Source organism: Streptomyces lothianensis, from assembly GCF_047779955.1.
Classification (GTDB): domain Bacteria; phylum Actinomycetota; class Actinomycetes; order Streptomycetales; family Streptomycetaceae; genus Streptomyces.
Genome location: NZ_JBLMKT010000066.1, coordinates 26986 through 51003, shown reverse-complemented (window position 1 = coordinate 51003; position 24018 = coordinate 26986). Strand labels below are relative to the sequence as shown.

At 70.4% G+C, this 24018-nt stretch carries 21 protein-coding genes; 8 read left to right on the top strand and 13 right to left on the bottom strand.

The window, feature by feature from the left end; translation table 11 throughout:
- Window positions 1–47: 47 nt before the first annotated feature.
- Window positions 48–1523 carry a glycine hydroxymethyltransferase gene (locus ACLF6P_RS22780; protein WP_415952497.1) on the top strand — a complete coding sequence of 492 codons (1476 nt, stop codon included), beginning with the start codon at window positions 48–50 and terminating at the stop codon, window positions 1521–1523.
- Here the strand turns inward: ACLF6P_RS22780 and ACLF6P_RS22775 are convergent.
- On the bottom strand, window positions 1499–2002 hold the full coding sequence (locus ACLF6P_RS22775) for a sigma factor (RefSeq protein WP_415952534.1): 504 nt from the start codon (window positions 2000–2002) through the stop codon (window positions 1499–1501). The genes ACLF6P_RS22780 and ACLF6P_RS22775 overlap by 25 nt on opposite strands.
- Between ACLF6P_RS22775 and trpS the strand changes: the two genes are divergently transcribed.
- The 4 genes from trpS to rocD all read left to right on the top strand — a co-directional run bounded on the left by trpS (window position 2001) and on the right by rocD (window position 6494).
- Complete coding sequence (gene trpS, locus ACLF6P_RS22770) at window positions 2001–3014, top strand: tryptophan--tRNA ligase (protein WP_415952496.1); 1014 nt, start codon at window positions 2001–2003, stop codon at window positions 3012–3014. The two genes, ACLF6P_RS22775 and trpS, sit on opposite strands and share 2 nt — an antisense overlap.
- 186 nt (window positions 3015–3200) lie before the next feature.
- Window positions 3201–3782, top strand: a complete 582-nt coding sequence (locus ACLF6P_RS22765) for a 2'-5' RNA ligase family protein (protein WP_415952495.1) — start codon at window positions 3201–3203, stop codon at window positions 3780–3782.
- A 231-nt stretch (window positions 3783–4013) separates the two neighbouring features.
- Window positions 4014–5084: a methyltransferase domain-containing protein gene (locus ACLF6P_RS22760; RefSeq protein WP_415952494.1), complete on the top strand. Its 1071-nt coding sequence runs from the start codon at window positions 4014–4016 to the stop codon at window positions 5082–5084.
- A 192-nt stretch (window positions 5085–5276) separates the two neighbouring features.
- Window positions 5277–6494 (top strand): ornithine--oxo-acid transaminase, encoded by a 1218-nt coding sequence (rocD, locus tag ACLF6P_RS22755; RefSeq protein ID WP_415952533.1) that lies wholly within the window; start codon window positions 5277–5279, stop codon window positions 6492–6494.
- Window positions 6495–6542: 48 nt separating this feature from the next.
- On the opposite strand, the gene ACLF6P_RS22750 is transcribed toward rocD, so the two are convergent.
- The 3 genes from ACLF6P_RS22750 to pdxR form a co-directional block, all read right to left on the bottom strand.
- Complete coding sequence (locus ACLF6P_RS22750) at window positions 6543–7781, bottom strand: glutathionylspermidine synthase family protein (protein ID WP_415952493.1); 1239 nt, start codon at window positions 7779–7781, stop codon at window positions 6543–6545.
- 22 nt (window positions 7782–7803) lie between these two features.
- Complete coding sequence (locus ACLF6P_RS22745; protein ID WP_415952492.1) at window positions 7804–8178, bottom strand: hypothetical protein; 375 nt, start codon at window positions 8176–8178, stop codon at window positions 7804–7806.
- A gap of 123 nt (window positions 8179–8301) precedes the next feature.
- The gene (gene pdxR, locus ACLF6P_RS22740; RefSeq protein WP_415952491.1) at window positions 8302–9786 is read right to left on the bottom strand and encodes a MocR-like pyridoxine biosynthesis transcription factor PdxR; all 1485 of its coding nucleotides are present in this window, start codon (window positions 9784–9786) and stop codon (window positions 8302–8304) included.
- Between the two features lie 47 nt (window positions 9787–9833).
- On the opposite strand from pdxR, the gene ACLF6P_RS22735 reads away from it, so the two are divergent.
- Complete coding sequence (locus tag ACLF6P_RS22735; protein ID WP_415952490.1) at window positions 9834–10334, top strand: carboxymuconolactone decarboxylase family protein; 501 nt, start codon at window positions 9834–9836, stop codon at window positions 10332–10334.
- Window positions 10335–10500: 166 nt separating this feature from the next.
- Here the strand turns inward: ACLF6P_RS22735 and ACLF6P_RS22730 are convergent, their stop codons facing one another.
- From ACLF6P_RS22730 to ACLF6P_RS22710, 5 genes are all read right to left on the bottom strand, one after another.
- Window positions 10501–11466, bottom strand: a complete 966-nt coding sequence (locus ACLF6P_RS22730) for an ABC transporter substrate-binding protein (RefSeq protein WP_415952489.1) — start codon at window positions 11464–11466, stop codon at window positions 10501–10503.
- A 71-nt stretch (window positions 11467–11537) separates the two neighbouring features.
- Window positions 11538–13547, bottom strand: a complete 2010-nt coding sequence (locus ACLF6P_RS22725) for an ABC transporter permease (RefSeq protein WP_415952488.1) — start codon at window positions 13545–13547, stop codon at window positions 11538–11540.
- A gap of 34 nt (window positions 13548–13581) precedes the next feature.
- On the bottom strand, window positions 13582–14676 hold the full coding sequence (locus ACLF6P_RS22720; RefSeq protein WP_415952487.1) for a quaternary amine ABC transporter ATP-binding protein: 1095 nt from the start codon (window positions 14674–14676) through the stop codon (window positions 13582–13584).
- Window positions 14676–16196, bottom strand: coding sequence for a GMC family oxidoreductase (locus ACLF6P_RS22715; RefSeq protein WP_415952486.1), 1521 nt, complete (start codon window positions 16194–16196; stop codon window positions 14676–14678). Before ACLF6P_RS22715 ends, ACLF6P_RS22720 begins: the two co-directional genes overlap by 1 nt.
- A gap of 120 nt (window positions 16197–16316) precedes the next feature.
- Window positions 16317–17819: an aldehyde dehydrogenase family protein gene (locus ACLF6P_RS22710; protein ID WP_415952485.1), complete on the bottom strand. Its 1503-nt coding sequence runs from the start codon at window positions 17817–17819 to the stop codon at window positions 16317–16319.
- Between the two features lie 186 nt (window positions 17820–18005).
- Here ACLF6P_RS22710 and ACLF6P_RS22705 point away from each other — a divergent pair, with 186 nt between their 5' ends.
- Complete coding sequence (locus ACLF6P_RS22705) at window positions 18006–18773, top strand: hypothetical protein (protein WP_415952484.1); 768 nt, start codon at window positions 18006–18008, stop codon at window positions 18771–18773.
- 77 nt (window positions 18774–18850) lie between these two features.
- Here the strand turns inward: ACLF6P_RS22705 and ACLF6P_RS22700 are convergent, their stop codons facing one another.
- The 4 genes from ACLF6P_RS22700 to ACLF6P_RS22685 form a co-directional block, all read right to left on the bottom strand.
- Window positions 18851–19840, bottom strand: a complete 990-nt coding sequence (locus ACLF6P_RS22700) for a malate dehydrogenase (protein ID WP_415952483.1) — start codon at window positions 19838–19840, stop codon at window positions 18851–18853.
- A gap of 233 nt (window positions 19841–20073) precedes the next feature.
- Window positions 20074–21111, bottom strand: coding sequence for a DUF2690 domain-containing protein (locus ACLF6P_RS22695; protein WP_415952482.1), 1038 nt, complete (start codon window positions 21109–21111; stop codon window positions 20074–20076).
- A 395-nt stretch (window positions 21112–21506) separates the two neighbouring features.
- Entirely contained in the window at window positions 21507–22091 is a 585-nt protein-coding gene (locus ACLF6P_RS22690; protein ID WP_415952481.1) for a DUF3017 domain-containing protein, read from the bottom strand.
- Entirely contained in the window at window positions 22081–22950 is an 870-nt protein-coding gene (locus tag ACLF6P_RS22685) for a bifunctional methylenetetrahydrofolate dehydrogenase/methenyltetrahydrofolate cyclohydrolase (protein ID WP_415952480.1), read from the bottom strand. Before ACLF6P_RS22685 ends, ACLF6P_RS22690 begins: the two co-directional genes overlap by 11 nt.
- A 282-nt stretch (window positions 22951–23232) precedes the next feature.
- Between ACLF6P_RS22685 and ACLF6P_RS22680 the strand changes: the two genes are divergently transcribed.
- Window positions 23233–23880: a hypothetical protein gene (locus ACLF6P_RS22680; RefSeq protein ID WP_415952479.1), complete on the top strand. Its 648-nt coding sequence runs from the start codon at window positions 23233–23235 to the stop codon at window positions 23878–23880.
- Window positions 23881–24018 lie beyond the last annotated feature (138 nt).

The window sequence follows — 24018 nt, the reverse complement described above, 5'->3', positions numbered from 1 at the left end:
AGTACGACGAACCTGTACGCATCGTCTTCGTCCGGAGGTCCACCCTCATGACCGATCCTTCCGTCACCCCCTCCGCCTCCTCCGCCTCCGCCTCCACCGCCTCCACCGCCTTCAACAGCGCCCTGGACGTGATCCGCGGGGTCGAGCCGCGCATCGCCGATGCCATCGGCCAGGAGCTGCACGACCAGCGCGAGATGCTCAAGCTGATCGCCTCCGAGAACTACGCCTCGCCCGCGACACTGCTCGCCATGGGCAACTGGCTCAGCGACAAGTACGCCGAGGGCACGGTCGGCCGCCGCTTCTACGCCGGATGCCGCAATGTCGACACCGTCGAATCCCTGGCCGCCGAGCACGCCCGCGAACTCTTCGGCGCCCGCCACGCCTATGCCCAGCCGCACTCCGGGATCGACGCCAACCTGGTCGCCTTCTGGGCCGTGCTCGCCGACCGGGTGGAGGCGCCCGCCCTGGAGAAGGCCGGCGCCCGTCAGGTCAACGACCTCTCCGATGCCGACTGGGCCGAGCTGCGCGCGGCCTTCGGCAACCAGCGGATGCTCGGCATGTCCCTGGACGCGGGCGGTCACCTCACGCACGGATTCCGGCCGAACATCTCCGGGAAGATGTTCGATCAGCGCTCCTACGGCACCGATCCCTCCACCGGTCTGATCGACTACGAATCCCTGCGGAAGTCCGCCCGGGAGTTCAAGCCGCTGATCATCGTGGCCGGCTACTCCGCCTATCCGCGCCTCGTGAACTTCCGCATCATGCGCGAGATCGCCGACGAGGTGGGCGCCACGCTGATGGTGGACATGGCGCACTTCGCCGGGCTCGTGGCCGGCAAGGTGCTCACCGGGGACTTCGATCCCGTACCGCATGCGCAGATCGTCACGACGACCACGCACAAGTCACTGCGCGGACCGCGCGGCGGCATGGTGCTGTGCGACGACTCGCTCAAGGACCAGGTCGACCGCGGCTGCCCGATGGTGCTCGGTGGTCCCCTTCCGCATGTGATGGCGGCCAAGGCGGTGGCACTCGCCGAGGCGCGTCAGCCCTCCTTCCGTGACTACGCCCAGCAGGTCGTCGACAACGCGCGGGCGCTGGCGGACGGCTTGATGCGCCGGGGCGCGACGCTGGTGACGGCTGGTACGGACAATCACCTCAATCTGATCGATGTCGCTTCCTCCTACGGGCTGACCGGACGGCAGGCCGAGTCGGCGCTGCTCGACTCCGGGGTGGTCACCAACCGCAATGCGATCCCGGCGGACCCGAACGGCGCCTGGTACACCTCCGGCGTGCGGATCGGCACCCCCGCGCTGACCACCCGGGGCCTGGGTGTGGCGGAGATGGACGAGATCGCGGGGCTCATCGACACGGTGCTCACGGCCGCCGTGCCGGGGGTGACCAAGTCGGGTGCGGCCTCCAAGGCGCAGCATGTGCTGGACGCCAAGGTCGCGGACGAGGTGGCCCACCGGGCCGCGGATCTGCTCTCCGGCTTCCCGCTCTACCCGGGCATCGACCTCAGCTGAGGTCCTCGCCGCGCTGCCCGCGGCGGGCTCGGCGATCCGGGCCGGGGTCTGTCCGCCGGACAGGCCCTGGCGATCGACGCGCTCGCCGTCCGGGCCCTCTGCGCGGGCTGCCGCCCGTCGTTGTGGGGGCGGCTGCTCCGGGTCGTGCGCCGGCCGGCCGATCGGACTGTGTTCCTCGTCTCATTCACCACGAGCTGCAGCAGCCAGGTCTTGAACGAGGAGCCGTCCCGGAACCGCCCCAGCGACTGGTACGCCTTGAAGAAGCCTTGATACACCGCAGCCGCCCGATCGGTTCCCGGTCGCCGGAGACTTCCGTCACCCGAGGCGGAGCCCCCTCCGTAACCCGAGGCGGAGACCTCCCCGTCGCCGAGGCCGGAAACCCTCCGTCGCCGAGGCCGGAGACCCTCCGTCGCCGAGGGGGTGACCTCCCCCTCACCTGATACGGAGACCTCCCCGCCACCTGAGACAATGTGCAGCATGGCCACAGACCGACCTCGCGTGCTCTCCGGAATCCAGCCCACCGCAGGCTCGTTCCACCTCGGCAACTACCTGGGCGCCGTGCGCCAGTGGGTTGCGCTGCAGGAGTCCCACGACGCCTTCTACATGGTCGTCGACCTGCACGCGATCACCGTGCCGCAGGACCCGAAGGAGCTGCGCGCCAACACCCGGCTCGCGGCGGCGCAGCTGCTCGCCGCCGGACTCGACCCGGAGCGCTGCACGCTGTTCGTGCAGAGCCATGTGCCCGAGCACGCCCAGCTGGGCTGGGTCATGAACTGCCTGACCGGTTTCGGTGAGGCCTCCCGGATGACCCAGTTCAAGGACAAGTCGGCGAAGCAGGGTTCGGACCGCGCCACGGTCGGCCTCTTCACGTATCCGATCCTGCAGGTCGCGGACATCCTCCTGTACCAGGCGAACGAGGTGCCGGTCGGCGAGGACCAGCGCCAGCACATCGAGCTGACCCGCGATCTCGCCGAGCGTTTCAACGGCCGGTACGGCCGGACGTACACCGTGCCGAAGCCGCACATCCTCAAGGAGACGGCGAAGATCTTCGATCTTCAGGATCCGACGGCGAAGATGAGCAAGTCCACGGCCAACCCCAAGGGCCTGATCAACCTGCTGGACGAGCCGAAGACCACCGTCAAGAAGGTCAAGAGCGCGGTCACCGACACGGACACCGTGATCCGCTTCGACCCGGAGGCCAAGCCGGGCGTCAGCAACCTGCTCACCATCTACTCCACCCTCACGGGCACCGGTATCGCGGAACTGGAGCAGAAGTACACCGGCAAGGGCTACGGTGCGCTGAAGACGGATCTCGCGGAGGTCATGGCCGAGTTCGTGACACCGTTCCGTACGCGTACGCAGGAGTACCTGGACGACCCGGAGACCCTGGACTCGATCCTCGCCAAGGGCGCGGAGAAGGCCCGCGCGGTCGCCGCGGAGACCCTCGCCACCACGTACGAGCGGATCGGGTTCCTGCCCGCCAAGCACTGACCCGCCGAGCAACCGCCTCGCACTGCTCCTCCGAGCACTGACCCTCCGAGCACCGACGCACGCCGCGCCGTCCTGGCCAGGGAACGGACCAAGGACCCTGGCCAGAAGGCCGGTGTGCGCGCCACACTGAGCAGCGCCTGCAGCATCCGCCCCTGCAGCTGAACGAGACCGAAGAAGGAGCACGACGTGGGGACCGTAACGCTCGGCGTTTCGATCGCGGTCCCGGAGCCCCATGGCCGCCTGCTCCAGGAGCGGCGCGCAGGCTTCGGCGACCCGGCGGCGCACGGTATCCCCACCCACGTCACCCTGCTGCCGCCGACCGAGGTCGAGGCCGCCGATCTGCCCGCGATCGAGGCGCATCTCGCGCGGGTCGCGGCCGAGGGGCGGCCGTTCCCGATGCGGCTGCGCGGCACGGGTACGTTCCGTCCGCTCTCGCCGGTCGTCTTCGTCCGGGTGGTGGCGGGCGCGGAGGCCTGCACGCGGCTGCAGCAGCGGGTCCGGGACGCCTCCGGGCCGGTGGCGCGCGAGCTGCAGTTCCCGTACCACCCGCATGTGACGGTCGCGCACGGCATCGCGGAGGAGGCGATGGACCGCGCGTTCGAGGAGCTTTCCGGCTACGAGGCGCAGTGGTCCTGCACCGGTTTCGCGCTGTACGAGCAGGGCGCGGACGGGGTGTGGCGCAAGCTGCGCGAGTTCCCCTTCGCGGCCCCGTACGTTCCGCCGCAGGCCGCCGCGCCCGCGGACCAGGGCACGCTTCCGGCCCGCTGAGGGCCGCGCCACCAAGGCACTCCGCCCGCCCCTCCCGGGACCCGCTGACCCCGGCGCTCCCCCGGCTCACCGAGGGCCGTACCTCCCGTAGCCTCCCGTACCAGATGCCTCGGAACATGGCACGGCCACGGAACCCGCCGCTCGGTACGCTCAGTCATGGACACAAACCGTGCCTGACCTGGCACGGTCGCCCTCCGCGGCCGTGCTCCCGAGCGGTAGGCGAGGCGGATCATGACGGCACCACAAGCACTTGACGAAGCGAAGCTCGAGGCCTTCATGGGGAAGGTCGTCGGCGACATCAGCGGGATGATGGTGGTGGGGCTCTGCCACCTGGGAGACCGCCTCGGCCTGTTCAAGGACCTTGCTGCCAACGGTCCCCTCACCAGCCAGGAGCTCGCGGACCGGCTCGACCTGAACGAGCGGTACGTACGCGAATGGCTGCGCGGGCTCACCGCCGCGGGCTATCTGGAGGAACCGGAGCCCGGCCGCTTCCTGCTGCCCGCCGAGCACGTACCGGCACTGGCCGACGAGTCGGGAGAGATGTTCGTCGGAGGTGTCTACGAGATGACGCCCGCCGCCCTCGCCCCGCTGGACCGGCTGGCCGAGACGTTCCGCAAGGGCGGCGGCGTACGGCAGAGCGACTACCCGCCGATGCTCTGGAGCGGCATGAGCCGGTTCACCGGCAGCTGGTTCGAGAGCGTCATGGTCGACGAATGGCTGAGCACCTTCCCGCACATCGTCGAGAAGCTGAAGCAGGGCATCGACGTCGCGGACGTGGGCTGCGGCGCGGGCCGTGCCCTGATCGTGCTCGCCAAGGCGTTCCCGAACTCGCGTTTCACCGGGTACGACCTCTTCCCGGCCCAGGTGGAGCTGGCGCGGGCGAACGCCGAGGAGGCCGGGGTCGCCGAGCGTGTGAGCTTCGAGACGCTCGACGTGGCCAAGGGCCTGCCCGCCCGCTACGACCTCGTCTCCACCTTCGACGTCGTGCACGACGCGACCGATCCGAAGGGGCTGCTCGCCGCGATCCGGGCCGCGGTGAAGGACGACGGCGACTACCTGATGCTCGAGATCAACTGCCAGGACCGCGCCCAGGACAACGTGGGGCCCATCGCCACGATGTTCTACGGGTTCAGCATCTTCTACTGCATGACCACGTCGCTCGCCGGCGGCGGAGCGGCCCTCGGCACGTGCGGGATGCCCGAGTCGGTGGTGCGCGAGCTGTCCGCCGAGGCCGGGTTCGGCGAGGTGGTCCGCTCCACGGCGGAGGACCCGTTCAACGTGCTCTACGACATCAGGCCGTAGAGGCCGCGCGGGCAGGCGGTCCCCGGCCCCAGCAGGAGACCTCCTGGGCAGGAGACCGTCTGGGCGGGTGGCCGCATAAGGCCGGTCCGGGAGATCGCGGCACGCAAGGTTTCCTCGTGCGGGATGCGAGCGACGATAGGGACGGGGGCGAAACCCAGAACGCACCGCACGATGAACGGAGAACCCGTGTCGATGACGGAAAGCCGGACGGACGCGCTGATCGCGTCCGCCGACGCGCACAGTGCACACAACTACCACCCACTGCCCGTCGTGGTCGCCACGGCCGAGGGCGCGTGGATGACGGATGTGGAGGGCCGGCGCTATCTGGACATGCTGGCCGGGTACTCGGCGCTGAACTTCGGGCATGGCAACCGGCGGCTGATCGACGCCGCCAAGGCACAGCTGGAACGGGTGACGCTGACCTCCCGGGCCTTCCACCACGACCGGTTCGCGGAGTTCTGCACCAGGCTCGCCGCGCTGTGCGGCATGGAGATGGTGCTGCCGATGAACACCGGTGCGGAGGCCGTGGAGACCGCCGTGAAGACCGCCCGCAAGTGGGGGTACCGGGTCAAGGGCGTGCCGGACGGCCGGGCGAAGATCGTGGTCGCCTCCGACAACTTCCACGGGCGGACCACGACCATCGTCAGCTTCTCGACGGACCCCGAGGCGCGGGCGGACTTCGGCCCGTACACGCCGGGCTTCGAGATCGTTCCGTACGGGGATCTCGAAGCGCTGAACCGGGCGGTCACCGACGAGACGGTGGCCGTGCTGCTCGAACCCATCCAGGGCGAGGCGGGCGTCCTGGTGCCGCCGCCGGGCTATCTGGCGGGGGTGCGGGAGCTGACGCGTGAGCGGCGGGTGCTGTTCATCGCCGACGAGATCCAGTCCGGCCTCGGGCGTACGGGGAAGACCTTCGCGTGCGAGCACGAGGGGGTCGTCCCGGACATGTACCTCCTCGGGAAGGCGCTCGGCGGCGGGGTCGTGCCCGTCTCGGCCGCGGTCTCCTCGCAGGAGGTGCTCGGGGTGTTCCGGCCCGGCGAGCACGGGTCCACCTTCGGCGGAAACCCGCTGGCCTGCGCGGTCGCGCTCGAGGTGGTCGCGATGCTGGAGACGGGCGAGTACCAGGCGAAGGCCACCGAGCTGGGTGAGCATCTCCACCACGAGCTGGGGCTGCTGGTCGGCGGCGGCGCGGTGCGGGCGGTGCGCGGGCGCGGCCTGTGGGCGGGGGTCGACATCGATCCCTCGTACGGGACGGGCCGGGAGATCTCCGAGAAGCTGATGGACCGGGGTGTGCTGGTCAAGGACACGCATGGCTCGACGATCCGGATCGCGCCGCCGCTGGTGATCTCCAAGGAGGATCTGGACTGGGGGCTCGACCAGCTGCGGGCCGTGCTCGCGGGGGACGCGTAGCGCCCGGGGACGCGTAGGGCCGGGGGCGCCCTCGCCGCGCCCCCGGCGTCAGAGGATCACGTGCGGCAGGAAGCGGGCGTACTCGTCCGTGACCAGGCCGGATGATTCGCGGATGCCGAGTCCCGCCGCCTCGTCCTCGACCACCCACGCGCCGAGTACGACGTGGTTGCCGTCGAAGGCGGGCAGCGGGGCCAGCTCCTGGTAGCAGCGGGGTTCGTCGTCTTCGGCGGGAGCACCGTGGCGTACGGGCGGGGCATCCCCCCGTACGGCCGGGGTTTCGTCGCGTACGGCACGGTCCTCGTCGGGCGTGTGGATCGTGACGCCGGCGCCTTCGCGGCCGAGCAGGGGCTTCGCCACGTACGAGGTGAGGTCCCGCGGGCCGTCCAGGTAGGCGGGGAGCAGGTTGGGGTGGCCGGGGTAGAGCTCCCAGAGGACGGCGAGGAGCGCCTTGTTGGAGAGGAGCATCTTCCAGACCGGCTCGATCCACAGGGTGCTGCCGGTGCCGCCGCCGTTGTCGAGCGTGTCGAGGACGTGGCCGCCGAAGCGGTCCGTGGCCAGCCACTCCCAGGGGTAGAGCTTGAAGCAGGCGCGCAGGAAGCCGAGCCGATGGTCGACGAAGCGGCCGGACAGGCGGTCCCAGCCGATGTCCTCGACGGGCAGGGCGGCCGTCTTGAGGCCGGCCTGTTCGGCGGTCTCCTGGAGGTAGGCGACCGTCATCAGGTCCTCGCCGATCTCGTCGGCTGTGGTGTGCACGAAGTGCACGGGGGCGCCGGGCGGGAGGAGCTTCGCCTGCCTGCGCCAGGCCTCGACGAGGCGTTCGTGCAGGGAGTTCCACTGGTCGGCGCCCGGGAAGACGTCCTCCATCCAGAACCACTGCGCGCTCGCCGCCTCCACGAGGGAGGTGGGGGTGTCCGCGTTGTACTCGAGGAGTTTCGCCGGGCCCGTACCGTCGTAGCGCAGGTCGAAGCGGCCGTAGAGGGAAGGGAGTTCGGCGCGGCGGTGCCAGGCCTCGCGGATGCGGGCGACGAGCTGCGGATCAGTGATGCCGAGGTCGGCGAAACGGTCCTGCTCGACGATGTACGCGGCGGCGGCCAGGCACATCGCGTGCAGTTCCTCGACGACCTCTTCGAGCGCCTCGACCTCGGGCAGGGAGAAGACGTAGTGGGCGCTCTCGTCCCAGTACGGGCGCAGGGAGTCGTCGGGGTAGCGGGTGAGCGGGTAGATGACGCCCTGGTCCTCGACGGTCTGCTGCCAGCCGGGGCGGGGCGTGCGGGTGCGGCGTTCCATGTCCGGTCCGTCGGCTCTCTGCTCAGCCGCCGCCGGAGCCGGAGCCCGAGCAGCCGAAGCCGCCGCGGTCGACCGCGGCGGAGCGGCTGAAGGTGCCGTGCTCGGCGCGGCCGCCGGAGACGTCGGCGTCGTAGTACCAGTCGCCGTCCACGCGGTCCCTGCCGGAGCTGCCCGAGCGGCTCTTGCGCGAGCTCGAACTCGAGCTGCTGCCGCAGTACTTGGAGTCGACGACCTTGTAGCCGGTGACGTAGTCGTAGTCGTCGCGGTCCACGCACCGCTTGTCGGGGTCCGAACTGCACGCGGACAGGCCCGCGGCGAGGACGCCCATGCCGCCGAGTATCACCGTGCTGGAACGCATCCGGCGCGGTTTCCCGTCCGGCCGCTTCTTGGCTGTCATGTTCACTCCCCCGTACGACTGCGAAAGAGAGCTTAAACCAGCCACCCGGCGCAACCAGAAGCCCCCTCACGCCTCTTACATGCCTCACACGCCCCGCCCCGTGAACGCCGCTCCACCAGGCGCTCAGGCCAGCGCCGCGCACAACGCCTCGAGCGCCCCCGCCCAGGCGTGCTGCGCCGGTCGTCCGTAGCCGACCACCAGCCCGTCGGGTCCCGGGACACGTGTGTCGGGGTGGCGCAGGGCGCCGAGACCGGAGACCTTCAGGCCGTGCCAGGCGGCCGCGCGCAGAGCCGACTGCTCGGTGCCGGGCGGGAGTTCGAGTACGGCGTGGAGTCCGGCGGCGATCCCCCGGATCCGTACGTGCGGGGCGCGTTCGGCGAGTGCGGCCACGAGTTCGTCGCGGCGACGGCGGTACACCAGACGCATGGAGCGCACATGACGGTCGTACGCCCCGCAGTTCAGGAACTCCGCGAGGGTGAGTTGGTCGAGTGCGCCGGTCGCCCACTCGGAGATGCCCTTGGCGGCGGCCACTTCGGCGGCCAGGTCCTCGGGCAGCACCATCCATCCCAGTCGCAGCCCCGGGGCGAGCGACTTGCTCGCCGTGCCGAGGAAGGCGACGCGGTCCGGGTCCAGACTCTGCAGGGCGCCCACGCTCTGCCGGTCGTAGCGGAACTCACCGTCATAGTCGTCCTCGATGACCAGCCCGCCGGTGCGCCGCGCCCAGTCCACGGCCTGCGCCCGGCGCTCGGGCGCGAGCGGGTCGCCGAGCGGGAACTGGTGGGCGGCGGTGAGGAGCAGGGCACCGACCGGGCCGGGCTCACCGACAGCGGTGCCCCGCTCGTCGTGGTCGAGCGGCGGGATGCGCAGCCCTTCGTCGGTGAGCAGGCGCCAGTGGTGGGCCAGGCCGTAGGACTCGACGGCGACGGCCTGTACGGAGCGGCGTCGGTGCAGCACCTGGCCGAGCAGCAGCAGCCCCTGCTGGAAGCCGGCGCAGACGACGATGCGGTCCGGGTCCGCGTGGACGCCGCGGGCCCGTGCGAGGTAGTCGGCGAGTGCGGTGCGCAGTTCGGGGCGGCCGCGCGTATCGCCGTATCCGAAGGCGTCGTTGGGGGCGGCGAGCAGGGCGCGGCGGGCGGCCTTGGCCCACTCGGCGCGCGGGAAGGAGCTGGTGTCGGGGGTGCCGGGCGTGAGGTCGTGCGCGGTGCGGGGCAGGCGCCGGGCCGGGCGGTTCACGGCACGCCGCCGGGCGTGACGGGGTACGGCTCGTTCGGCCACCCGTGTCCCGGAGCCCTGGCGTGCCGTGAGCCAGCCCTCGGCGACCAGGTCCGCGTAGGCCTCGGCGACCGTGTTGCGGGCCAGGCCCAGGTCGACGGCGAGGGTGCGCGAGGACGGCAGGCGGGTGCCGGGGCCCAGGCGGCCGCCGCGGACGGCTTCGCGCAGGGCGTCGGTGAGGCTCCTGCGCACGCCGTGGCGGCCGACGTCGAGGTGCAGATCGACACCGAGGGCCCTGGCCCCTGCGCCCCGGGCGCCGTCCGCAGGGATGCCGTCCGCAGGGACGCCATCCGCCGGGATGCCGTCCGCCATCCGATTGGCCCACGAATCCACCATGGAAATGGACCATACATGCGGGCCGACCCGCGCATAGCTTTGTTGCCATGAGCAACGGATACGTAACCGAACACACGCCCCGCTTCGACATGGCGAAGCTGGCCCCGGACTTCTACCGAGCCATGGTCCGCCTGGACGGCGCGGCCGCGAAGCACATCGACCCGGTGACGGCGGAGCTGGTCAAGATCCGCACCTCGCAGATCAACCACTGCGCGTTCTGCCTGGACATGCACACCAAGGACGCGCTGGCCGCCGGCGAGAAGCTGGAGCGGATCGTCCAGCTGAGCGCGTGGGAGGAGTCGAAGCACTTCTACACCGAGAAGGAGATCGCCGCGATCGAGCTGACCGAGGCGGTCACGGTCCTCACCGAGGGCTTCGTGCCGGACGAGGTGTACGAGAACGTCGCGAAGGTCCTCACGGAGGACGAGGTCGCCGCGGTCGTCGCGCAGGTCATCGTGATCAACGCGTGGAACCGGATCGCGGTCACCAGCCGGGCCGTACCGGGGCACTACACGCCGGGCTCACTCGCACACCGCCCGCAAGGCTGAGCACCGGTCCGCGGGAGGCGGCCCCAGGAAGCGCACGTGCCGGTGCCGGGCGCACCGCGGGGCGCCCGGCACCGGCACGTGTGTCAGAGCCGCTGAGTCAGAACTCCTGCGTCAGAACTCCTGAGTCAGAACTGCTGCTCGCAGCTGCTGCGTCAGAGCTGCGGGGTCAGCTCTTGGGAAGCCACTGCTGCCAGATGTCCTTGTTCTCCTCGACCCACTTCTTCGCGGCCTCGGAGCCGGACATCTTGTCCTTGGCGATCCACTTCGAGACCTTGTTCTGCTGGTCGTTGGTCCACCGGAAGTTCTTCAGGAACTCGGCCGCGTCACCGCCGTTCTCGGCGAAGTCGGCGTTGAGGTACTTCTGCAGCGGGGTGTTCGCGTAGCCGCACTCGGTCTTCTCCTTGGGCTCGTTGCAGCCCTCGGTGAACTCCGGCAGCTTCACCTCGACCAGGTCGATGTCGGCGTTGAGCCACTGCGGCTCCCACCAGTAGGTGATGAACGGCTCCTTGTTCTTGTACTTCTGCTGGATCTCCTTGATCTGGGCGGCCTCGGCGCCCGTCTCCTTGATCTTGAAGTCCAGGTTGTGGTTCTTGATGAGCCACTGGTCGTACGTGGTGTACGAGGGGGCCGCACCCAGGAACTCGCCCTTGCCCTGGGACTCCGAGCTGGCGAAGTCCTTGGCGACCTTGTTCAGGGTCTTGTAGTCGAGCACCTCGGGGTGCTCGTCGGCGTAGTACTTCGGCACGAACCAGCCGATGTGGCCGGTGACGCCGAGGTCGCCGCCCTTGACGACGGTCTTCTCCTCGTCGATGTACTGCTTCTGCTTCTCGGGCTGGCCGTTCCAGTCCTCGAGGATCGCGTCGGCGTCGCCGCTGTTGAGGGCGTCCCAGGCGATGGGCTCGTCCATCGTCTTGAGGGTGACCTTCTTGACGTCGAGTTCCTCTTCGAGGATCACCTTGGCGACCTCGGCGTTGGCCTGGGCGCCGACCCACGACGGGACGGTGATGGTGACCTCGTCCGAGTTGCCGCCGTCGCCGCCGGTGTCGGCGGCGCCGCAGGCGCTGAGGGCGAGCATGCCGAGCGCGCCGGCGCCGGCGATGAGCGAGGTGCGCATCCGCTTACTGAGCTTCATGAGTGTCGGTTTCCTTTGTTTCAGCAGAGGTTGAGCTGTGCGTGGACAAAACTCGGGGGCGGTGACGGCCGTCAGCGCATGGTGCGCTCCTTGACCGAGGCCGCCGGCTGGGTGATGCGGTCGAGCAGCACACCGAGGCAGACGATCGCGATACCGGAGGTCAGGCCGAGTGCCAGATCGCCCTTGGCGAGGCCCTTGACCACGTCGTAGCCGAGCGCGCCGCCGCCGATCATTCCGGCGATGACCACCATCGAAAGGACCAGGACGACGCCCTGGTTGACGGCGAGCTGCAGCGCCGGGCGGGCCAGCGGGAGCTGGACCTGGCGCAGCTGCTGCGAGGTCGAGGCGCCGAGCGAACGGGCCGCTTCGAGCGCGGACGGGTCGATCTCGCGGATGCCCTGGGTGGTGATGCGGATGACGGCGGGCAGTGCGTAGAGCACCGAGGCCGCGACACCGGCGAAACGGCCACCGCTGAACAGGGCGATCATCGGGATCAGATAGACGAACTGCGGCATGGTCTGCAGCGCGTCGAGGAACGGCCTGATCAGCCGCGCCACCCAGGTGACCCGGGCGGCCAGCACACCGATCGCGAAGCCGATGAGCAGGGTCAGCGCCAGGGCTGCGAGCACCTGCGACAGGGTGTTCATGGAGCGGTCCCACAGCCCCATCGCGCCGATCGCACCGAGCGCGAGGACGACGGTGACGGCCGCACGCAGGCGCCCCACGAGGAACGCGATGACACCCGCGACCAGGATCAGCGCCCACCACGGGGTGCCGACCAGGGCACTGTGCAGCGGGTTGAGCACGTGCTCTGCGAAGCCTTCGGCCCAGGTGTGCGTACCGCCGATGACCGGGATGCCGGAGGAGAGTTCGCGTTCGATCCAGCCGGTGACGTCGTTGACCGGGTCGGCCATCGACAACGACCACTCCTCGGGCCACTCGGTGCGGCCGATGGCCGAGCCGATGACGCTCGCCGCGGCGACGGCGGCCGCGAGGGCGCCCCGCAGGATCCACGCCGTCCGAGGCGTACGGACCGCCGCGGCGGGGTCGTCGAGGCGCTCACCGGCGGCGGCCGTGGTGCGGTCCAGCCAGATGGCGAGCAGCACGATGGCGATGCCGGGCGGCAGCGCCAGACCGACGTCGAGAACGGACAGGGCCCGGTAGATGGGCTCGCCCAGACCGCCGGCTCCGATGATCGTGGCGAGCACGACCATCGACAGACACATCATGATCGTCTGGTTGAGGCCGAGCAGCATCTGCCGGCGGGCCAGCGGCAGCCGGGCCGTCCACAGCCGCTGCACCGGGCTCGCGCCGAGCGAGGCGGAGGCCTCCAGGGCCGCCGGGTCGGCGCCGCGCAGACCGAGGGCGGTCAGGCGCGCCATCGGCGGCACGGCGTAGATGACCGTGGCCACGAAGGCCGAGGGGACACCGATGCCGAAGATCAGCACGAACGGCAGCAGATACGAGAAGGCGGGCAGCACCTGCATCGTGTCGAAGACCGGGCGCATGATCCGCTGGCCGCGGTCCGAGAGACCGGCGAACAGGCCGAGCAGCACACCGATGGCGGCGGCCACGGTGACGCAGACCACCATCAGCGACAGCGTGTCCATCGCCGGTTCCCACATGCCGAACAGGCCGATGAAGGCGAAGGTGCCGAACGCGGTGCCCGCGGTGACCAGGGCGCGGCGGCGCAGGTCCGCGCCGCCCGCGTACCAGGCGATGAGCACGGCGGCCACGGTGACACCGATGAAGCCGAGCGTCTCCAGGAAGCTGAACACGCCGTCGACGGCGGAGTCGGCGGTGTTGGAGATGTGCAGCAGGAAGTACAGGAAGACCGGGTGGCTGGTGCGGTTGTCGACCAGCCACTCGTTGAAGTCCCGCAGCGGGCTGCGGACATCGGCGGTCAGGCCCTCGGGCCAGGCGCCGCTGCCGGCGACGGCCGCGGAGACCACCGCGACGAGCAGCGCGGCCACCAGGGCGATGACCTTGGGGTGGGCGGCGAGCCGGGCGAACGCACCGGGCGGCCGCACCTCGTCCGTTGCATCGCTCTTCACGGGACGGTCAAGGGTCGGGGCGGTCATATGGAACGCCCCCTTCTGCTACTGCCGGAGTGGCTCATACGGCGGCCACCGCCTTGCCCTGCTGCTCACCCTCGCCGTCGAGTCCGGCGATGACGGCGAGCAGCATCGACTCGTCGACGGAGCCGAGGCAGACGTCGTCCTGCACGACACAGGTGCTCTCCCCGCGGCGGACGACGGTCTCGATCGCGTCGGCGACCACCATGTCCGGGTCGAGCACGGGCAGGGTGTGCTCGGCGGCTCCGCAGCCGCCGGGACGCATCGCGCGGCGCACCGAGATGACCTGCTCGCGGGCCACGTCACGGACGAAGTCCCGTACATACTCGTCCGCCGGGTTGGCGACGATCTCCTCGGCGGTGCCGAGCTGCACGATGCCGCCGTCGCGCATCAGCATGATGCGGTCGCCCAGGCGGAGCGCCTCGGAGAGGTCGTGGGTGATGAAGACCATGGTGCGGCCCTCTTCGCGGTGCAGGCGGATGACCTCCTCCTGCATGTCGCGGCGGATCAGCGGGTCGAGGGCGCTGAACGGCTCGTCGAAGAGGAGCACTTCGGGGTCGACGGCGAGCGCGCGGGCCAGGCCGACGCGCTGCTGCTGGCCGCCGGAGAGCTGGCCGGGGCGGCGCTGTTCGAGGCCGGCGAGGCCGACCTTCTCGACGACCTGCATCGCCTTGGCGCGCCGCTCGGCCTTGCCGACGCCCTGGATCTCCAGGCCGTAGGCGACGTTGTCGAGAACGGTGCGGTGCGGCAGCAGGCCGAAGTTCTGGAAGACCATCGCGGCGCTGTGCCGGCGCAGTTCGCGCAGCCGGTTCTTGTCCATGGCGAGGACGTCCTCGCCGTTGATGGATATGGAGCCGCTGGTCGGCTCGATGAGCCGGGTCAGGGTCCGTACGAGGGTCGACTTGCCGGAGCCGGAGAGGCCCATGACGACGAAGACCTCGCCGCGCTGCACCTCGAAGCTGACGTCACGGACGGCGGCGGTGCAGCCGGTCTTCGCGCGCAGTTCGGCCGTGGAAAGGCCCGCGTTCTCCGGGTCGGCCGGGACACGGTCCGCCTTCGGTCCGAAGACCTTCCACAGGTCCCGTACCTCGAAGACGGGGCCGCTCTCGTTGTCCTTGCTCAGGTCGGCGGTCATCAGGCATCACTCCCGGTCAGCAGCTCGGCGCATTTCTCGCCCACCATCAGGACCCCGATCATCGGATTGACCGCGGTCATCGTCGGGAACACCGAGGCGTCGGCGATCCGGATGTTGCTGAGCCCACGAACCGTCAGATCCGGGGACACTACGGCAAGTTCATCATCAAAGGCACCCATACGGCAGGTGCCCGCAGGGTGGTACACGGTGTGGGCGACCTGGCGCGCGTAGGCGCTCAGTTCCTCGTCACTTGTCACCTCGGGGCCGGGGGCGACCTCGCGCTTCAGCCAGGAGGCGAGCGGCTCGGTCTTGGCGATCTCGCGGGCGATCTTGATGCCGTCGACGAGGGTGCGGCCGTCGTAGTCGTCCTCGTCGGTGAAGTACCGGAAGTCGAGGGCCGGCTTGACCTCGGGGTCCGCGCTGGTCAGGTAGATCCGGCCGCGGCTCTTCGGCTTGGGGATGTTCGGCGTCATCGAGACACCGTGCTCGGGACGCTCGTAGCCGATCCGCTCCGGGTTGTCCGTGAACGGGATCTGGTAGAAGTGGAACATCAGGTCGGGGCCCTTGAACTCCGGGTCCCGCTGCACGAAGAGGCCCGCGTCGGAGTCCATCGCCGAGTTCTCGGGGATCGGTCCGTTCGTCTCCCAGACGATCACGGACTCGGGGTGGTCGAGCAGGTTCTCGCCGACGCCCGGCAGGTCGTGCACCACGGGGATGCCCAGCGCTTCGAGCTGCTCGCGCGGGCCGATACCGGAGTGCATCAGCAGCCGCGGGGTGTCCACCGCGCCGGCGCAGACCAGAACCTCGCGCGTGGCCTCGATGTACTGCTCCTCGCCGTCCTTCGTACGGACGTGCACACCGCGGGCGGTGGTGCCGTCGAGTTCCAGCTTGTACGCCCAGGTCTCCAGCATGATCGTGAGGTTGGGGCGGTGGTCCATCACGGGGTGGAGATACGCGACGGAGGCGCTGGAGCGCTTGTTGTTCTCCGGGTGGTACGCGAGGTCGAAGAAGCCGACGCCCTCGTCGAAGGCCTGCTTGTTGAAGCCGTCGACGCGCGGCACCCCGAGCGCGGTCTGCGCGGAGTCGACGAAGTCGCGGGCTATCTGGTTCCGGTCGAGCTCGCCGACCGGAACTATGTTGTTGAGGAGCTTGTCGAAGTACGGGGACATCGACTCCGCGTCCCAGCCCTTGGCCCCGTTCTCGGCCCACTCGTCCCAGTCGGACGGCAGCGGTTTGAACGCGATCAGGGTGTTGTGGCTGGAGCAGCCGCCGAGCACCTTGGCGCGGCTGTGCCGGATGTGGGAGTTGCCGCGGGGCTGCTCGGTGGTCGGGTAGTCGTAGTCGAGTTCACCGCCCAGCAGACCCATCCAGCGGCGCAGCGTGAGCACGTCGTCGCGCCCCACGTCGCTGGGGCCGCCCTCGATGACGGCCACTTTGACGCCGGGGTCCTCGGTCAGCCGGGACGCGATCACCGACCCTGCGGTGCCGCCCCCGATGACCACGTAGTCGTACTGAGGCATTGTGCGGTGCTCCTCTTCGTGATGCTGCAAGGTTCTGCGCTTATTGGCTTCTTGCTGGGTGTGCTGTGGGGAGGGGAGGTGGCGCGGGGGATCGGCCCGCGCCACCGGATGACGCCGTGATCAGCCCGCGAACCAGCGGACCGGCTTCGGGTCCAGGTTCTGGTAGACGTGCTTGGACTCGCGGTACTCGGCGAGGCCCGCGGGGCCGAGCTCGCGGCCGACACCGGACTTGCCGAAGCCGCCCCACTCCGCCTGCGGCAGGTAGGGGTGGAAGTCGTTGATCCAGACGGTGCCGTGCCGCAGCCGGCGCGCCATGCGGCGGGCCCGGCCCGCGTCGGTGGTCCACACGCCGCCGGCGAGACCGTATTCGGTGTCGTTGGCGAGGGCGACCGCTTCGTCCTCCGTCGTGAAGGTCTCGACGGTCAGGACGGGTCCGAAGACCTCCTCGCGCACCACGCGCATCTCGCGGTGGCAGTGGTCGAGGACGGTCGGCTGGAAGAAGTAGCCCTCGGCGCTGCGGTGCTCGTTCGGCTCGGGGCGCTTGCCGCCGGTGCGCAGCACCGCGCCCTCCTTGAGCGCGGAGGCCACGAAGCCCTCGGTCTTCTCCAGCTGCTGCTGCGATACGAGGGGACCGCACTCGACACCGTCGCCGGTGCCGCGGCCGAGCCGGATGCGCTCGGCGCGGCGGGTGAGCTCGTCGACGAAGCGTTCGCGGACGGACTCCTCGATGATGAGCCGGCCGCCGGCCGAGCAGACCTGGCCGCTGTGGATGAACGCGGCGTTCAGCGCCTGGTCGACGGCCGTGTCGAAGCCCTCGTCGGTGGCGCAGGCATCGGCGAAGACCACGTTGGGGTTCTTGCCGCCGAGTTCGAGGGCGACCTTCTTGACCGACTTGGCGGCCGCCTCGGCCACCTTCGTACCGGAGACGAGGCCGCCGGTGAAGGAGATGAGGTCGACGTCCTCGTGCTCGGCGAAGCGGGCGCCGACGGTGTGGCCGGGGCCGGTCACGATGTTGGCGACACCGGCCGGCAGACCGGCCTCTTCGAGCAGGCGGATCAGCGCGACCGTGGTCAGCGGGGTGATCTCGCTGGGCTTGATGACGAAGGTGTTGCCCGCGGCGAGCGCCGGGGCGATCTTCCAGCTGGCCTGGAGCAGCGGGTAGTTCCAGGGCGTGATCATCGCGCAGACGCCGACCGGCTCGTGCACGACGACGCTGTGCACGGTGTCGCTGCCCGCGTCGACGACCCGGCCCGGGCCCTCGGCGGCGACGAGATCGGCGAAGTAGCGGAAGGCGTCGGCCACACAGTCGACGTCGACCCGGCCCTCCTCGACGGTCTTGCCCGCGTCCTGGGCCTCGAGCCGCCCGAGCTCCTCACGGTCGCGTACGAGGAAGTCCGCGACCCTGCGCAGCAGCGCGGCCCGCTCGGCCACCGGGGTGGCGGGCCAGGGGCCCTCGTCGAAGGCGCGGCGCGCCGCGGCGATCGCCAGATCGGCGTCCCGGGCGCCGCCCTCGGCGACGCTCGTGAACGGGCGGGCCTCGGCGGGGTCGAGGATGTCGCGTGTGGAACCGTCGAGGGCACTGCGCCACTCTCCGTCCACATGGATGGTCTGTTGTGCCGACACTTCTCGCCTTGCCTTCCGATCACGGTGCTTTTGACCCCGCGTACTCCACGGTGATCGGATGCCCCTGCCCTGAAGGCGGGAAAGCATGCGTCTCCGTACACGGAAAGTGGCTGGGGTCACTCGACGTCAGGGCCATCTATACCAAAGCACCGCAAACAGGCAGGTGCGACAGACGAAGGGGAAGCAATGCCCAAGTTGCAGCGACGGACGATGCGTGCGGCGGGAATCACACTGTGTGCGGGACTCCTGGTGGGGACACTCGCCGCATGCGGTGACGATTCGAGCGGCTCCGGCGGGAACGGGATCGCCGACAAGAGCGCCAAGGAGATCAGCGACGCGGCGCAGCAGGCGCTGCTCGAGGCCAAGTCGCTGCGGATGAAGATGGAGAGCGGCGAGGCGGGAAGCGACGGCCCGCAGGCCTTCGACCTCGCCGTCGACCAGGACGGCAACTGCGCCGGCACCTTCGACATGGCGCCCGGCAAGGGCAGCTTCGAGATCCTCAAGGTCGGCGAGAAGGTCTGGATGAAGGCCGACAAGGACTTCTGGAAGGCCACGGGCGGCCCGCAGGGCGAGGCCGTCTCGGCGCTGGTCGGCGACAAGTACCTCGTCGGCGATGCGAACGACCCGCAGATGCAGTCCTTCTCCTCCTCCTGCAACCTCACGGCACTGCAGGCGGACATGAAGTCGGACAACAACTCCGGCGACATGAAGAAGGGCGACAAGGGCTCCGTCGACGGTCAGGAGACCATCGCGATCCACGGGACCGAGGACGGCGAGGAGTCCACCATCGACGTCGCCACCGAGGGTGAGCCCTACCCGCTGCGGATCGTCAGCGAGGAGGACGGCAAGAAGAACACCGTCCTGTTCTCGGACTTCGACGAGCCGGTGCCGAGCGAGACCCCGGCGGCCGGCGAGACGGTGGACCTGGCGGAGCTGCAGAAGCAGCAGGGCTGATCCCGGTCCCCGAACGGGCAGCAAGCCGAAGTCCCGGCCCCCATACGGGGACCGGGACTTCGGCTCGTGCGACCGGCTCAGATCAGACCGAGGGCGCGGACCGCCTCACGCTCCTCCGAGAGCTCCTGGACCGAGGCGTCGATCCGGGTGCGCGAGAACTCGTTGACCTCAAGGCCCTGGACGATCTCGTACGTGCCGTCCTTGGTGGTGACGGGGAACGAGGAGATGAGGCCCTCGGGCACACCGTACGAACCGTCCGACGGGATACCCATCGAGACCCAGTCGCCGTCCGCGGTGCCGTTGACCCACGAGTACACGTGGTCGATGGCGGCGTTGGCGGCGGAGGCGGCCGAGGAGGCGCCACGGGCCTCGATGATGGCGGCACCGCGCTTGGCGACGGTCGGGATGAAGTCCTCGGCCAGCCACTTCTCGTCGTTCACGACCTCGGCGGCGTTCTTGCCGCCGACCGTGGCGTGGAAGATGTCCGGGTACTGGGTGGCGGAGTGGTTGCCCCAGATCGTGAGCTTCTTGATCTCGCCGACCGGCACGCCGGTCTTCTTCGAGAGCTGCGAGAGCGCACGGTTGTGGTCGAGGCGGGTCATCGCGGTGAAGCGCTCGGCCGGTACGTCCGGGGCGGCGGCCTGGGCGATCAGCGCGTTGGTGTTCGCCGGGTTGCCGACGACGAGCACCTTGACGTCGTCCGCGGCGTGGTCGTTGATGGCCTTGCCCTGCGGCTTGAAGATGCCGCCGTTGGCCTCCAGGAGGTCACCGCGCTCCATGCCCTTGGTGCGCGGGCGGGCACCGACGAGCAGACCGACGTTGGCGCCCTCGAAGCCCTTGTTCGGGTCGTCGAAGATGTCGATGCCCTGCAGCAGCGGGAAGGCGCAGTCGTCGAGCTCCATGGCGGTGCCCTCGGCGGCCTTCATGCCCTGCGGGATCTCCAGGAGACGCAGCTTGACCGGCACGTCCGGGCCCAGCAGGTGCCCGGAGGCGATACGGAAGAGCAGCGCGTAACCGATCTGGCCGGCCGCGCCGGTGACGGTGACATTCACGGGAGTGCGGGTCATGGCGATCTCCGTTAAGACAGCTGGCGGTGGGGGTCCCTGCCCCAAGTCCTGTGGTTCCCCCGCTGACGCCGGATGATCGATCTCTTGACGTCAAGGGAGATCCACGGGCCAGGCTATACCGCGAGACGAGCACTGCGTTCCGGGGCATGTGTGGTCCGGCCCACACGGGCAGGGGGACGCACCCGATCGGTGGGCGACACCGCGGAACTCGCCCCCGGGTCCCGCGCCCTCGGCTACTTCGTGCAGCCCTTCTTGCCGTCGAGGAGGGTGGCGCAGGCCTTGACGGAGTCGGGGGAGGCTGCCGGGAGCATGGTCGTGTAGGCGTTGAAGTCGGCGTCCGCCTCGGCGGTTCGGGCGGTCTCGCCGTCCGCGCGGATCTCCACCTTGTCGCCGGGACTGGCGGCCGTGATGCGGGCCCAGGCCGCGCCGCAGGCCTTGCTGTAGCGGACCTCGACCTTGGCCGGGCCGACCGTGACCTCGCGGGCCGTCGTGGCGAAGGCGCCGCCGCAGCCCATGGTCTCCGGGTCCTGGCCCGTGCAGGAGTCGCCGTGGCACTCCACGCCCTCCGGCAGCTCCGGGGCAGTCGTGGCAGGTGCGGTGGGGGACTTGCCGGCGTCGGGATCGCCGTCGTCGCCCTTGCCGAAGTCGGTGAGGAAGAAGACCGCCGCGATGACGACCGCGGCGCCCACGAGGCCCGCGAGGAGCATCGTGAGCCTGCCCCTGCGGGGCGGTCCGTCCGGAGAGCCGCCGGAGGGCGCGCCGCCCCGGGGGCGGCCCGGGCCCGACGGCGGGCCGTAGGAGCCCTGGTCGGCGGAGGGGGCGCTTGTGCGCGGCGGGTACGTCGAGGCCGGCTGGGTCGGGGGGTGGGCCGTTGAGGCGGACGGGGAGCCGGTGCGGGGCTTTCCGGTGCCGTCCCTCGGGGGGTTGGGGCCGAATTCGCCCAGCGCCGCGCGCGCCTGGGAGATCCGGATCGCCTCCATCGTCATGTCATGCCGCATCTCGGAGCGGCTCCAGGCGCGCTCCGCGAGCTCCCACATGGTGGTGAGGTGCATCGGGTTGGTGCCGGTGACCTCGGCAAGGGCCACGATGGCGCCCTTGGGGGCGAGCAGCCTGCCGTTGAGATAACGCTCCCACGACGTCTTGCTGTAGCCCGTACGGTCCGACACCGCGGCGATGCTCAGCCCGCTGCGGTCGACGAGCCGCCGCAGCTGGCTCGCGAACTCGCGCACCTGCGGGTCGAGTTCCTCCGGCAGCGCCCTCCAGCGAGGCATTGCTTCCCCCTTGTCCCCCCGTGTCGTGCCCGGACGTACCCTCGTGTGACGCCCTGCGTTCCCTCTGGCGCCCGCGCCGACCAGGCAGGACGGTCGGCCGCTCCCCCATGGCTAACCACAGGGATGCCCAAAGGCAAGGTGTCGGTTCCCCCGGCACCGGCGCACGGGAGCCATTCGGGTCAGGGCCCGCCACGGTGCGCGCCCTGTTCAATCTTCTGAAGTGTCCCATCCGCGGAGGCCGGACCGGCGGGAACCCCTGGTCAGTGGTCGGTGCTCACAGTACGCGACGGCTCCGACAGCGCGGGCCGGGCCGAGGGCCGGTGCCCGGCCGGTCGGCTGCCGATGCGGGCCCGTCGACTGCCGATGCGGACCCGTCAGCTGCCGATGCGGACCCGTCAGCTGCTGATCGTGAAGTGGAGGGTGTCGTCCAGGAACGGGATCTCCAGGACCGGATCCGGCTGTGCCATCAGCGCGAGGAGCACGATCGCGGTGCCCAGGATCCCGTACGTGAGCAGGTCGGTGAAGCGTGAGCGGACCGCGAGCATGCCGACCGAGGGGAGCGCCCAGCGCAGCACCGCGCCCGTGAGCAGGGCGGCGCCGATCGTGATGATGCCGGGGCGCCAGACGTCGAAGGCCGTGAGGAGCAGACCGGTCCCGGTCAGCACGAGCACCGTGAGCATGGGCCACTGCCGCGCGGGCGCGGGCGCGTCCCCGGGCGCCGCCCGGCCACCGCCCTCGGGCCGGGCCGTGTCCTTGGTGATGGAGGGGAAGCGGCGGGACTTCTTCCTGGCCGGCGCCTCGGAAGTCCCGGAGGCCTCGGAGACGGCCGGGGCCCGCGGAGCTTCGGAGGCACCCGAGGCCCGGGCGGCTTTGGAGACACCCGAGGCCCGCGGCGCCTCGGAACCGGACGCGGGCTCCGCGGACGGCTCCCCCGCGGACGGCTCCCCGGCGGCCCCGGTCACCGGCCCCTCAGCCGACACCGTGCGCTCCGGCCGCCAGCTCCGCCGCCTCGACCACGTTGACAAGCAGCTGTGCCCGGGTCATCGGGCCGACGCCGCCCGGGTTCGGGGAGATCCAGGCCGCGACCTCGGCGACCCCGGGGTGCACGTCGCCGCGGATCCTGCCGCTCTCGTCGCGCGAGACGCCGACGTCGAGGACGGCGGCGCCCGGCTTCACGTCCTCCGGCTTGATCAGGTGCGGTACGCCCGCCGCCGCCACGATGATGTCGGCGCGGCGCAGGTGCGCGGCCAGGTCCCGGGTGCCGGTGTGGCACTGGGTCACGGTCGCGTTCTCGGAGCGGCGGGTGAGCAGCAGCGGCATGGAGCGTCCGATGGTCACGCCACGGCCGACGACGACCACTTCGGCTCCGGCGATCTCCACCCCGTACTGCCTGAGCAGTGTGATCACGCCGTTGGGCGTGCAGGGCAGCGGAGCGGGCTCGTTCAGGACGAGGCGGCCGAGGTTGGTCGGGTGCAGTCCGTCGGCGTCCTTGGCCGGGTCCATCAGGCCGAGGATGCGGTTCTCGTCGATGCCCTTGGGCAGCGGAAGCTGGACGATGTAGCCGGTGCAGGCCGGGTCGTCGTTGAGCTCGCGGACGACCGCCTCGATCTCCTCCTGCGAGGCCGTCGCGGGCAGTTCGCGCTGGATGGAGGCGATACCGACCTGGGCGCAGTCGCGGTGCTTGCCCGCGACGTACTTCTGGCTGCCGGGGTCTTCGCCGACGAGCACGGTGCCGAGTCCGGGCGTGATGCCGCGTGCCTTGAGCACCGCCACACGTTCGGCGAGCTCGGTCTTGATCGCGGCTGCGGTGGCCTTGCCATCGAGAATCTGGGCGGTCATGGCCCCCATCCTCGCCGATCGGGGGTTCCGGTCTCCAATCGGCTGCCGCGGTTCTCCCGGGGGCGCGTCACGTGATCGTGACATTTTGCCGGTTCAAGATCGAAGAGGTTGCACTTGCACAACACATACGGAATGCGGGTGGACAAGTACAGGCACGCCTAGAAGCATGGGCGGGCACAGTGCCGCGGGAGTGACCGGGGGGACGGCCGCTGCGAGACTCAGACCTTCCTCCGTACAGCGAACCGCGTCGTCCCCGCATCACCCACGGAGGAGTCAACCGCCATGAGTTACGGCGATCCGAACAACCCCTACGGCCAGCCGCCCCAGCAGCCGCCCGCCGCACCCGGTTACGGCTACCCCCAGCAGCAACCGCCCTCCGTGCCGCCGCAGCAGCCGGGCTACGGCTACCCGCAACAGCCCGGATACCCGCAGCAGCCCGGATACCCCGGTTACCCGGGCGGCAACATGATGCCGATGACGATGCCGGGCCTGCTCGTGACGGCCCGCGTGTTCCTGTTCATCATCTCCGCCGTGCAGATCATCGGCGCCCTCGGCCTCGTCTACCTGGCGGCCTTCGCCAGCGACATCGGCGACGCCGCCGACGACATCGGCTACGGCTTCGGCTCCGACGGCGCGGACGCGGCCGCCGGGGTGTTCTTCGTGTTCGCGCTGATCGCGGCCGGTCTCGCCGCGCTCTCCATCACCCTCGGGGTGAAGTTCGGCAACGGCGGCCAGGGCATCCGCATCACCGCCATCGTGTACGGCGCGCTCGGCGCGGTCTTCGGTCTGATCTCGCTGTTCGCCGGCCTCGACACCGGCACGGCCAGCGCCACGGTCTTCCCGATCCTGTGGATCGTCTTCGGCGCCATCATCGCGGCCGCCCCGGCAGTGCCCTCGGGCTCGGCCTGGTTCGCGCGTCCGCGGTACTGAGCCGGGCGGTACTGAGCCGGGCGGTACTGAGCCGGGCGGTACGGGGGACGGGCGGTACGGGGGGACGGGCCGCGAGGGGTCGCGGCCTGCGGACCGGCCATGCGGAATCCGATGGTCCGCAAAGCGGCCGCGTCCTGC